General features: G+C 72.0%; 10 protein-coding genes. 1 reads left to right on the top strand and 9 read right to left on the bottom strand.

What is annotated here, in order from left to right; genetic code table 11:
• Positions 1-63 precede the first annotated feature (63 nt).
• Both NMK44_RS32480 and NMK44_RS32475 read right to left on the bottom strand, forming a co-directional pair.
• The gene (locus tag NMK44_RS32480; protein WP_254749838.1) at positions 64-675 is read right to left on the bottom strand and encodes a TIGR03086 family metal-binding protein; all 612 of its coding nucleotides are present in this window, start codon (positions 673-675) and stop codon (positions 64-66) included.
• A 144-nt stretch (positions 676-819) separates the two neighbouring features.
• Positions 820-2,298, bottom strand: coding sequence for an MFS transporter (locus NMK44_RS32475; RefSeq protein ID WP_254749836.1), 1,479 nt, complete (start codon positions 2,296-2,298; stop codon positions 820-822).
• A 296-nt stretch (positions 2,299-2,594) separates the two neighbouring features.
• Between NMK44_RS32475 and NMK44_RS32470 the strand changes: the two genes are divergently transcribed.
• The gene (locus tag NMK44_RS32470) at positions 2,595-3,455 is read left to right on the top strand and encodes a helix-turn-helix domain-containing protein (protein ID WP_254749834.1); all 861 of its coding nucleotides are present in this window, start codon (positions 2,595-2,597) and stop codon (positions 3,453-3,455) included.
• A 75-nt stretch (positions 3,456-3,530) separates the two neighbouring features.
• Here NMK44_RS32470 and NMK44_RS32465 read toward each other — a convergent pair whose 3' ends face one another.
• The 7 genes from NMK44_RS32465 to NMK44_RS32435 form a co-directional block, all read right to left on the bottom strand.
• A complete protein-coding gene (locus tag NMK44_RS32465) occupies positions 3,531-4,961 on the bottom strand; it encodes an aminobutyraldehyde dehydrogenase (protein ID WP_308358646.1) in 1,431 nt (476 codons plus the stop codon).
• Complete coding sequence (locus NMK44_RS32460) at positions 4,954-6,267, bottom strand: flavin monoamine oxidase family protein (RefSeq protein ID WP_254749832.1); 1,314 nt, start codon at positions 6,265-6,267, stop codon at positions 4,954-4,956. Before NMK44_RS32460 ends, NMK44_RS32465 begins: the two co-directional genes overlap by 8 nt.
• A 63-nt stretch (positions 6,268-6,330) precedes the next feature.
• Complete coding sequence (locus NMK44_RS32455) at positions 6,331-7,410, bottom strand: ABC transporter ATP-binding protein (RefSeq protein WP_254749830.1); 1,080 nt, start codon at positions 7,408-7,410, stop codon at positions 6,331-6,333.
• Positions 7,411-7,415: 5 nt separating this feature from the next.
• Positions 7,416-8,306 (bottom strand): ABC transporter permease, encoded by an 891-nt coding sequence (locus NMK44_RS32450; protein WP_254749828.1) that lies wholly within the window; start codon positions 8,304-8,306, stop codon positions 7,416-7,418.
• On the bottom strand, positions 8,303-9,199 hold the full coding sequence (locus tag NMK44_RS32445; protein ID WP_254749826.1) for an ABC transporter permease: 897 nt from the start codon (positions 9,197-9,199) through the stop codon (positions 8,303-8,305). Before NMK44_RS32445 ends, NMK44_RS32450 begins: the two co-directional genes overlap by 4 nt.
• Before the next feature lies 1 nt (position 9,200).
• Complete coding sequence (locus NMK44_RS32440) at positions 9,201-10,334, bottom strand: polyamine ABC transporter substrate-binding protein (protein ID WP_254749824.1); 1,134 nt, start codon at positions 10,332-10,334, stop codon at positions 9,201-9,203.
• Between the two features lie 185 nt (positions 10,335-10,519).
• Positions 10,520-11,734 carry an aromatic ring-hydroxylating oxygenase subunit alpha gene (locus NMK44_RS32435; RefSeq protein ID WP_254749822.1) on the bottom strand — a complete coding sequence of 405 codons (1,215 nt, stop codon included), beginning with the start codon at positions 11,732-11,734 and terminating at the stop codon, positions 10,520-10,522.
• Between the last annotated feature and the right edge of the window lie 35 nt (positions 11,735-11,769).

Below are 11,769 nucleotides of genomic sequence, written 5' to 3'. Positions count from 1 at the left end.
CGGGCGCGGCGTCCGGCCCACGGGGGCCCGCCCGTCGCCGCCGGGGCCCGGCCCCCGCTCAGGTCACGCCTCCGGCGGGCTCCAGTCCGGGCGGCGGCCCAGGTGGCGCAGCAGCGCGGCCACATCGTCGTCGCCCTCCTCGGCCGGGAGTGCCGGGCCGAACGCGAAGCCGCGCAGGGGCTCGACGAGTTGACGTGCCGCGGTGAGCAGCGGACGGGCCAGCTCGGCGGTCAGCGGCGACGGCTGTCCGGTGGCCACGGCGATGTCCCAGGCGTGCACCGCGGCGTCCAGCGCACATGCGCTGACGCCGAGTTCCGCCGCCATCTTCATCGGCGGAATCGGCACGGACACCTCGGCGGCGTCGTGTTCCACCCCGGCCCATGCCTCCGCGGCCGCGGTGAGAGCGGGTTCGAGTACGTCCTCGGGTGCTCCGTCGAAGGCCGTGGCGGGCTCGAACGGGTTGTACGCCGGACCCGGCCCTCCCGTCAGCGACGCCGCGTACGCCTGCTGGTCCCCGGCCGCGTGCAACAGCACCTGCGCCACGTTCCACCCCTCGCACGGGGTGGGCAACCCCCAGTCGGCGATGGGTATCTCCTGGATCGCGCCGCGCAGTGCCTGGTGTGCTGCCTCCAGCACCGGCCAGTCCGTGCGCGCAACCTCTGCCCCGTTGGTCATGCTGCCCTCCTGATCTGCGGAGAAGTGCGTTGTGCACTTCTCCTGCGTCAACGTGGCACAGCACGGGGCCCGGTGTCCGACGTTTACGGATATCCGTTCGTCCGGCGGGCGGTGTGCTCGGTCCGCGGGGGCGGCGGTATCCGCTCACACCCTGCTGTCCCGCGGCAGCAGCGCCGCCGCCACCGCCGCGGTGGCGCAGAGCAGCAGTCCCACCGCCAGCAGACCCGTGCGCATCCCCGGGAGTGAGAACGTCTCGTCCCCGGAGGCGGCGAGCAGCGATCCGAAGAGGGCGACCACGAGCGCGCCGCCGGTCTGGCGCAGGGCGTTGAGCAGGCCGGAGGCCGTCCCCGCCCGGTCGCCCGGCACACTGTCCATCAGCAGGGCGGTCAGCGCGGGCACCGCGAGCGCCCCGCCGATGCCGGTCGGCGCGAGCAGCAACAGCACGAGCCAGAGCGGGGTGTCCGCGGTGAGCGGCAGCAGGGCGAACATCGCCACGGCCAGGATGACCTGTCCGGTGACGATCACCGGCCGCCGGCCGATCCGTTCGGCCAGGCGCGGGGAGACGAGGTTGGTGCTGGTGATGAGCACCGACAGCGGGACGAACATCAGACCCGTCGCGATCCCCGACATGCCCCGCAACTCCTGGCAGTAGAGGCCCAGCAGGAACACCACACCGTAGAAACCGGCGTTGATGGCGAAGCCCACGGCGAGCGACACGGACACCTCACGACGCCGGAGCATGGCCGGTGGCACCATCGGCGCGCGGTGGCGTCGCTCCACCCACGGGAAGGCGAGAGCGCCGGCGGCCGCGGCGGCGAACCCGCTCAGGGCCACGGTGCTCGTCCACCCCTCGTGTCCGCCCTCGATCACACCGAGAGCGAGACCGGCGAGCGCCACCACCGCGGTGAGCTGACCCGGCAGATCCAGCGGCGCGGGCCTGCGCGGTGAGCGCGCCACCCGGGTGAGGAGCAGCAGGATCACCGCCCCCACCGGCAGGTTCAGCAGGAACACCGAACGCCAGCCCGCGGTCTGGGTGAGGGTCCCGCCGAGGACGGGACCGGCCGCCATCGCCACCGAACCGCCCACCGTCCACAGGGCGATGGCGCGGGCCCGGTGCCGGGCGTCGGGGTACGCCTGCCGGATCAGGGCCAGGGAGGCGGGCATCACGACAGCCGCCGCGCCGCCCTGGAGAATCCGGGCCGCCACCAGGGTGCCGATACCCGGGGCGAGGGCACAGCCCAGCGAGGCCAGCGTGAACAGCGCCACGCCCCAGCCGTACGCACGCCGCGCCCCGGCCCGGTCGGCGAGGGCACCGGCGGAGAGCATCAGCGCGGCGAACATCAGGGTGTAGCCGTCCACCACCCATTGGAGGCCGGACATCCCGGCGTGGAGGTGGTCCCGGATGGCGGGCAGGGCGAGGTTCACGGCGGACACGTCGACGGTGATGACGGTGAAGCCGAGCAGGGCGGCGACCAGCGCGGCGCCGGGGCGGCCGGGGGCGTCGTCATGGCCGGTACCGGAACCGGCCGTGGCGGCGGCCACGGCACGCTGCGCCGAGGGAGGCACCGCCGACGGGTCCGGTGCGGTGGACGGCACGCGGTCGTGCCCGGTGGTGACGCTCACGGAAGTCTCCTGGCGAACGAGAAGGGTGGCGGCGAAGCGGGCTTCGCGGGACCGCCCCGGTCAGGGGCCGGTCCCGTGAGCCACCTCGCGGAAACGGTGTGACGGGACGGCCACCGCCCCCACGTCCGCGGTCCGGTGCCGTGCACCCCCTGGGACCGCGGGGACGGGCCGTCCCGCGACACCACCCACTCTGGCGCGAGGACCGCCGCCGCGGCAGGCCGCCGTTCGCCGGGGAGCCCCGTTCCGGGCCCTGCCACGGCCCCCCAGCGGCCCCGGGCGCCTGGGACAATGGACGCATGAACGACGGCAACAGCGGTACGGAACTGGGCAGATACCTCCGAGCGCGGCGGGCCCTGGTCAGCCCCGAGGAGGCCGGACTGCCGCCCGGCGCGGGCATCCGCCGTACCCCCGGCCTCCGCCGCGAGGAACTGGCCACGCTCGCGGGTGTGAGCGTCGACTACTACACACGTCTGGAGCGCGGCCGCGAGACCAACCCCTCCGCGGCCGTCATCGACGCCATCAGCCGTGCTCTGCGGCTGTGCGGTGATGCGCACGAGCGGCTGCACGACCTGGCGGAGCTGGCCTCCGGCCGGTTCACCGAGCCGCGGCCGGTCGCCGCCGACACGGTGCGTGAGTCGGTCCACCAGATGCTGGAGCGGCTGCGTCCGATGCCCGCGTACGTCGTCGACGCGTACAACTACTGCCTGGCCGCCAACACGCCCGGCCGCGGCCTGCTGCCGGGCCTGTGGGACTGGCCCGCCGAGCAGCGCAACATCACCCGGTATCTCTTCCTGCACCCGGTGGGCCGTACGCTCTACGTCCCTTGGAAGGAGACGGTCGCCCAGTCGGCCGCCCATCTGCGGGCGGTCGGGGGCGCCGATCCCGACGCGCCGCGCCTGGCCGCTCTGGTCGGCGAACTCCTCCTGAAGTCACCGGAGTTCGCCGAGATCTGGAACCGTTACGAGGTCCGGGAGCGTGGCGGCGGCCAGAAGACTTTCCAGCACCCCAAGGTGGGCATGATGACGCTGACGTTCGAGGTGATGACCCTCGCCCGCAGCGGTGGCCAGCGTCTGGTCGTCTACCAGGCCCCGGCCGGCTCCGCCGACGAGGAGGCCCTGCTCCGCCTGGACCCGGCCGCCCACCCCGTGCCCCGCTGAGGCGGCCATCCCCACGGGAACGGCCCCGCCGCCGTCCGCACCCCAGGGGGAGGGCGGCGGACGGCGGCGGGTGTCTCAGAGCATCAGATGCTTGGGCTGGGTGTAGTCCAGCAGTCCGCCCAGCGACAGATCGCTCCCGTAGCCGGAGTGCCGGACGCCGCCGTGCGGCAGTTCGGAGACCGTGGTGCCGTGGGTGTTGACCCAGACGATGCCGGTGCGCAGCCCCCGGCCCGCGCGCATGGCGCGGTCGTGGTCCCGGGTCCACACACTGGCGGCGAGCCCCTGCGGTACCCCATTGGCCAGGCGCAGCGCCTCCGCCTCGTCGGCGAACGGCTGGACGGTCACCACCGGGCCGAACAACTCGCCCTGGACGATCTCGTCGTTCTGGCGCACCCCCGTCACCACCGTCGCCTCGTGGAAGAAGCCGGGGCGGTCCACGGCGGACCCTCCCGCCACCACCTGTGCGTGGTCCGGGAGCCGGTCCAGCGCGCCACGGACCGTACGCAGGTGCTCCGCGCTGTTGAGCGGGCCGAAGGCGGCTGCGGTGTCATCGGGGCCGCCGGGCCGCTGCCGTGCGGCAGCGGCCGCGAAGGCGTCCACGAAGGCGTCGTGGACCCGCTCGTGGACGAGGAACCGGGTGGCCGCGGTGCAGTCCTGTCCGGCGTTGTAGAAGGACAGCGCCGCCAACTGCTCGACGGCGTCGTCGAGATCGGCGTCCTCGTGGATCAGGGCCGGTGCGTTGCCGCCGAGTTCGAGGTGCAGGCGTTTGAGGTCGGCGGCCGCCGCGGTGGCGACCTCCCGCCCGGCCCGCGCGCTGCCGGTGAGGGCGACCAGACGCACCTCCGGATGCGAGACCAGCGCCCGGCCGGTGTCCCGGTCCCCGCACACCACGTTCAGCACCCCCGGCGGCAGGTGCTCGGCGGCGAGCCGCGCGAGCGCGACCGTGGACCGGGGTGTGGTGTCGGAGGGTTTGAGCACCACGGTGTTGCCCGCGGCCAGCGCCGGGGCGATCTTCCACACCGCCATCATCAGCGGGTAGTTCCACGGGGTGATCTGGGCGCACACCCCGACCGGTTCGCGGCGCAGCACCGAGGTGCGGCCCGGGGTGTACTCGGCCGCCGCGACGCCCGGCAGGTTGCGGGCGGCACCGGCGAAGAAGCGCAGTACGTCGATGGTCGGGGGCAGTTCGTCGTCCCGGAACGCGGCGTACGGTTTGCCGGTGTCGGCGACCTCGGCCTCCACCAGCGCGTCGGCGTGGCGCTCCATGGCGTCGGCGATCCGCAGCAGAGCGGTCTGCCGCTCCAGCGGCGTGGTGAGCGACCAGGAGTCGAAGGCGTCGCGCGCCGCCCGGCCCGCCGCGTACACATCCGCCGCGCCGGACAGCGGCGCGGTGCCGCAGACCGCGCCGGTGGCCGGGTTCACCAGCCGCATCGTGGCGCCGGAGGCGGCCGCCACATCGGCGCCGTCGATGTGGTTCAGGACCGAGGAGTGCGTACGGTCAGCCACGGCTCAGCACCTCCCGGGCGGCGGCGCGTCCGGTGCGCACCGCGCCTTCCATGTAGCCCGCCACCCACTGATCGGAGCCGCATACGTAGAACGGCGGTTCATGTGTGCCGTGCAGTGGGCCCACGGCCATCACCTCGCCCGGTGTCCACTGGGTGACGTACCCCTGGGTCCAGGGGTCACTGCCCCACAGCCGCAGGTGGCAGGCGAGTGGTGAGCGGGCGCGGTCGCCGAACATCCCGGCCATCTCCTCGAGCAGTTCGGGGGTGCGCAGTTGCGGCGGGGTGCCCAGCAGCACCCCGTAGCGCTCGGGGGGCACCAGGGCGGACAGCACCCCGTCGCTCTGCGGCCAGGTCGAGCCGAGGACGCCCTCGCACTCCGAGAGCCCGCTGAGTCCGGCGTCGCGCCAGAACGGCTCGGTGTAGACGGCGGTGAACTTCGCCGCCACCGCCTGGCGCTGACGGTGCAGTGAGGCCAGCCGAGCCTGGCTGACCCCGGTGATCGCCACCGAGCGCAGCGGGCCCACCGGCAGGGCGCTGACCACGGCCCCCGCGGTGAGGGTCTCGCCCGTGGCCAGGCGCACCGCGCAGCGGCCGGGGGCGATGTCGAGGGCGGCCACGGGTGAGCCGAGGCGGACGCGCGGGCCCAGTTCGCGGCCCATCACCTCGGCGAGGGTGGCGGATCCATCGGCCAGCCGGAGTCCCTCCCAGTCGTCGTAGTCGTAGTGGCCGGAGCTCGGTACCGCGGCGTTCTTGCGGAGCGCCGCCAGCAGCGAGGTCCGCTCGCAGGAGCCGTCGGCCAGGGCGAGCTGGCCGATCTCCCAGAGCCGGACGACGGCGGGGGAGGCGTGCCGGGACCGCAGCCAGCCACCCACCGAGAGCCGGTCCAGCGCGGCGGATTCCGGGTGCGACCAGGGGTCGTCCGGGTCGACGCCCGCGGACAGGGCCACGAACTCGGCGCTGAGCCGCTCGTGTTCGGCCAGGTCGCCGGGGCCGAACCAGTGGGGTGGATGCCCGGCGGACCGGCCCTCCGGAGTGGCCCGGGTGATCTTGCCGGGCTCGGCGACATAGCTGGGGACCAGGGTCAGGCCCAGTTCCCCGGCGAGCCCCAGGTAGGCGGTGTGGGCGCGGCCCACCACCTCCCCGCCCAGCTGGACGGTGCGGCCGTCCGGCAGCCGGGTCTGCTCGACCCGGCCGCCGACCCGGTCCCTGGCCTCCAGGACCAGGACGTCGGTGCCACCGGCGGTCAGGTCGCGGGCGGCCGTGAGCCCGGCCAGACCGGCGCCCAGCACGATCACATCGTGGTGCATCTCGTCGGTTCCTTCGTTCGGTGCGCGCGGGCGTTCGGTGCGCCCGGGGCGCGGGTCGGGCGGTCAGGAGAGGACGAGACAGTGTTCGGGGCGCCAGCCGAACTCCACCGTCTCGCCGCCGATCCAGCGGTCCTCCATCCGGGCCCGCGCGGTGTTCTGCTCCAGCACCGACAGGGTGACCCCGGGAGCGAGCTCGATGAGATAGGTGGTGGTCGGCCCGGAGTACACGGTCTCGCGGATGACCCCCCGCAACACCTCCATGCCCGGTTCGAAGTCGGACAGCCAGATCTTCTCGGGGCGGACGGACACGCTGACGGAGGTGCCCTCGCCCACGTCGTCCCGGTGGCCGACGGACAGCGCGGGCCCCTCGTCCAGGAGGACCGCGCCGTCCCGGTAGGTGCCCGCCATCAGGTTGGACGTGCCCATGAACGAGGCGACGAAGCGGCTCGCGGGGTGTTCGTAGACGTCCTCGGGGGTGCCGCACTGCTCGACCCGGCCCTCGTTCATCACCGCCACCCGGTCGGACATGGTCAGTGCCTCGTCCTGGTCGTGGGTGACGAAGACGAAGGTGATGCCGACCTCGCGCTGGATCTGCTTGAGCTCGACCTGCATCTGGCGGCGCAGCTTCAGGTCCAGCGCCGCGAGCGGCTCGTCGAGCAGCAGCACCGCCGGGCGGTTGACCAGGGCACGGGCGAGCGCCACCCGCTGGCGCTGACCGCCGGAGAGGGTCCCGGGCTTGCGGCGGGACTGACCGCTGAGCTGCACCAGCTCCAGCATCTCGCCGACCCGCCGGCGGATTTCCGCCTTGTCCACGCCCTTGCGCTTGAGTCCGAAGGCGATGTTGTCGGCGATGCTGAGGTGGTCGAAGAGGGCGTAGCTCTGGAAGACGGTGTTGACGTTGCGCTTGTTGGGCGGCAGCGCCGTGACGTCCTCGCCGCCGAGCAGCACCGCCCCCTCGGTGGGGTCGGTGAATCCGCCGATCATCCGCAGCGAGGTGGTCTTGCCACAGCCCGAGGGGCCGAGCAGGGAGAAGAACTCCCCGGCTTCGATGTCGAGGTGGACGTCACGGACGGCATAGGAGTCCGCGTACCGCTTGGAGACGCCGTCGAGCCGGACGGCGGGAGTCGCGGGAGTCGCTTCCATGGGTGTCACTTCCCTGAAAGGAGATCGAGGCCGCCGCGGCGGCCGAACAGGCGCGGGATGAACAGCGCGAGGGCGATGAGGCCGATGGACCCGGCGAGCATCAGTGTGCCCACGGCGTTGATGGTGGGCTGCACCCCGAAGCGGATCGCGGAGTAGATGCGCACCGACAGCGGCTGTGGATCGACACCGGTGGTGAAGTACGCGAGGACGAAGTCGTCGAAGACCAGCGCGAAGATCAGTACGGAGCAGGCGAGCACCGCGGGCAGCAGGGCCGGGAGCGTCACCAGCCGCACCGCCTGCCAGCGGGTGGCACCCAGGTCCATCGCGGCCTCTTCCACCTCGGGGTTGAGCGCCGCGACCCGGGAGCGCAGGATCACCGTGACGTAGGAGATGGAGAAGGTGATCTCCGAGATCATCACGGTGCCGGTGGACAGCGTCACCCCCAGGCCCTTGAACAGGAGCATGGACGCCACTCCGGTGACGATCTCCGGCGTGATCAGCGGCACCAGCATGATCAGACCGGCCACCGAGCCCAGCCGGGTCCGGCAGCGCACCAGACCGAGCGCAAGCGCCGTCCCCAGCAGGACCGAACCCGCCATCGCGACCAGCGAGATCTTCAGGCTGGTGCCCAGTGAGTTGATCAGGACCTCGTCGTGGAGGAAGGCCCGGTACCAGCGCAGTCCGAAGCCGTCGAAGACGGTCAGCGACTTGATGGTGTTGAAGGAGAACAGCACCACCACGGCGATGGGCAGGTACAGCAGCGCGAAGAACAGCGCCGTGACGGCGAGGGCCACCCGGGGCTTGCGGTCGGCGCGCCCGCGGCGCCTGCGGAGCCGGGTGCGGCCCGGTTCCGCGGGGGTGGCATCGGTGGGGGCGGGTGTGCGCAACAGGGTCATCCGCGGGCCTCCGCTTCGTCCTTGCGGGTGCGCCGCAGATAGCCGAGCATGCCGATCAGCAGCACGAGCATCAGCATCATCGTGAGCGCCGATCCCAGCGGCCAGTTCTGGCCCTGGAAGAACTTGTCCTGGATGAGGTTGCCGATCATGATCTGGTCCGGGCCGCCCATCAGCTGCGCGCTGACGAAGTCGCCCATGGCGGGCAGGAACACCAGGACCAGTCCGGCCGCCGCGCCCTGGCGGGTGGCCGGGAGGGTCACGAAGAGGAAGGTGCGCAAGGGACCGCCGTACAGGTCCCGTCCGGCCTCGATCAGAGAGACGTCCAGCCGCTCCAGGGCGGCGTACAACGGGATGATCATGAAGACCACGAATCCGTAGACGAGTCCCGCGACCACCCCGGTGCCGGTATTGAGGACCTTCGTACCGGAGTCGGCGAGACCGATCGAGCGCAACGCCCTCAGCAGGGGCCCGTCGTCGGAGAGCACCACCGACCAGCCGTACATCCGCACCAGGTAGTTGGCGAAGAAGGGCACCACGATCGCGGCGATCATCGCGTTCTTGAAGCGTCCGCCGTGCAGGGCGATGGTGTACGCCACGGGGTAGGCGATGAGCAGGCAGATCACGCAGGTCAGCAGGGAGTAGCCCAGGGAGCGCAGCAGGACGTGGGAGTAGGCGGGGTCGGTGAGGGCCCGGACGCTGCTCAGGTCGAATCCGAAGCGGGGGTTGCCCAGGCTGTCGGTGGTGCCGACGGCCAGTACGGCCACCAGGACCAGGGAGGCGATCAGGAAGGCGGTCATCCACAGGGTGCCCGGGACCATGAACCAGGTCCAGATGCGGGTGGCGGGTGCGCGGCGGCCCCGGCGGGGGCCGCGGGAGGGAGGGGAGAGTGTCATGTCAGCCCGCCTTCACATGGGTCCAGGCGGTGTCGCGGGCGTCTTCCTGGGCACGGCTGCCGTTGCGGAAGAACAGGTCCGCCTTGAGGTCGTCCTCGGTGACCACGCACTCCGGGAACGGTTTGACCAGGGCGCGGTAGATCTCCTCGGAACCGGACACCGGCATGGGGTAGCCGATGTACTCGATGTTCTTCTTCACGTTCTCCGGGCGGAGCATGTAGTCGATGAAGAGCATCGCGGTGCCGGGGTGGCGGGCGTTGTACGGGATCGCGTAGCAGTCGGAGTTGATCGGTGTGCCCTCCTTGGGTGCCTGGAAGCCGAAGACGGAGGGGTCCTTCGCCTGGTTGAGCATGGCGGCCATGTCGCCGCTCCAGGCCTGGGTCATCAGCGCGTTGCCGTTGAGCAGGTTGTTGTAGCTGTCGCTGGAGAAGCCGCGTAGCCGGGGGCGGAGGGTCGCCAGTGAGGCGGTGACCCGGTCCAGGTCGCCGGGGTCGGCGGTACTGACGTCCAGCCCGAGGTGGAGGGCGCCCATACCGAGCACCTCGTCCCGGTCGTCCAGCAGGAACACCTTGCCCCTGGCCCGGTCGCTCCACAGGTCCTTCCAGGACCCGGTGAGGTCGCCGATCCGGTCGCGGCGCCAGCCGATGCCGGTCTTGTAGGCGGTGAAGGGCACGGTGTGCGCCGAGCCGGGGTCGTACCAGGGATCCGCGAAGTAGGAGTGCTTCCCGAACACCGCGTGGGAGTTGGCGAGTTCCGAGTGGTCGATCCGGCGCAGTCGTCCGCCCCGGACCAGGCGCTGGGCCCATTTGGCCGTGGGGAAGACGATGTCGTAGCGATTGCCCGCGTTGAGCTTGGCGACCATGCCTTCCATCGAGTCGAAGTTCGACTGGATGACCTTGACGCCGTACTCCTTCTCGAAGCCCTTGAAGACCGAGGGGTCGACGAAGTCGGCCCAGTTGAAGTAGACGAGATCGCCGTCGACGCGTGCGCGGACCGGGGCCAGGTCCCGTTCGTCCGGTTTCTTGGCGGGCATGAACCCGCAGCCGCTGAGGGAGGCGCCGGCCGCGCTGAGCAGGCCACAGGCGCCTGCGCGCAACACGGTGCGCCGGGAGGGTGGAGGTACCTCGGGGGACACGGAGCGTCCTCTCCGTCGAGGAAGGGCACAGCTTCAGGGCGGGGACCGGGGGCTCGGTTCACGGAGGCCCTGTCTCCGTAGTGATCCGGTCGTGGTGGGACAGCGGGTGTCTCAGCGGAGGGGAGATAAGGCCGTCGGGGCGGACGCGGGGTGCGGGGCCGGTGCGGCCTGTGGCGGGCGGCCGGTCATGCGCCGGTCCCGTCCGTGGCGTCGGTTCCGCCGGCCGTGTCCGCGGCGCCGTCGAGGTCGTCCCGGACCCGGCGGGCGAACCAGCCGACGGCCGCTTCGCGGCGTGAGAGCGGGCCCGGCTCGAACCCCGGGGTCGACAGTCCCGCCTGGACCCGCTGCACCAGCTCGGCGTCCTCGTCGTTGGTGACCCAGCCGATGTGGATGTTCAGCTTCCGGGCCAGCCGGGTGCGTGCGCTCTCGCCGTGGCGGGTGTAGAAGGCACCCGGGATGGCCGCCCGGTCCTGGGCGGTCGGCAGGGCGGTCCATGCGAGCACGTGGTCAGGGTAGAAGTCGATGAGCGTGTTCGGGTAGATCACCGCATAGCGCCAGACCCGGCGGTCGGCCTCGGTCAGCCCGGGCATGGGGCTGGCGAACCGCTGGTAGAGGCGCTCGGTCCAGTTCGAGGACGGCTTGTCGCGCAGGGGCGACTCGAAGAGTACGTACGACTCCTGCACGTCCACGGTGTACGCCTGGTAGTCGAGCAGCCGCATCAGCGCGGGGTGCGCCACGGGGACGTGGTACCCCTCGAGATAGTTGTCGACGATCACCTTCCAGTTGGCGTTCTGCTCCTCGGCGGTGTCCATGTCGTGGATGCGGTACTTGCCGACGGGTACGAGATCGGCCCCGGCGTAGTGGCCGACGGCCTTCGCCAGACCGGCACAGCTCTCGGCGAGCGGGACGGCGTCGAGGTCGAGGTTGACGAAGACGAATCCCAGGAACGACTCCACCTTGACCGGGTGCAGCCCGAGCCGGGGCTTGTCCAGACAGGGGATCTGCCGGGCTTCGGGGGCACCGACCAGCGTTCCGTCGAGCTTGTAGGTCCAGCCGTGGTACGGGCAGCGGATCGCCTTGCCCTCGGGCTCGGGCGCGGTGACCAGCCGGGTGCCGCGGTGCCGGCACACATTGAGGTGGGCGGCGAGGCCGCCGTCGGTGGTGCGTACGACCAGGACGCTGCGGTCCGCCACGGTGGCGGCCAGCCGGGCACCGGGTCCGGGCAGATCGGATTCATGGCAGACCAGCTGCCAGGACCGGGTGAAGATGCGGTCGGTCTCGGCCGTCGCGATGTCCGGGTCGGTGTAGTAGCGCGCGGGGAGAGCGTCCCCGGGGTGCTCCGGGGGGATGCCCGGCGGAGCCGGGGAGACGGCGGGTGCCGGGGTGATCGGGGGCTGCATCGGATCCTCCTCCACGCCGCGTGGGCGGCGATGGG

It is taken from the genome of Streptomyces cucumeris, from assembly GCF_024295805.1.
GTDB classification, from domain to species: Bacteria; Actinomycetota; Actinomycetes; order Streptomycetales; family Streptomycetaceae; genus Streptomyces; species Streptomyces cucumeris.
Note: the sequence above shows the minus strand (reverse complement) of the source record. Positions and strands in the feature narration are given on the sequence as shown.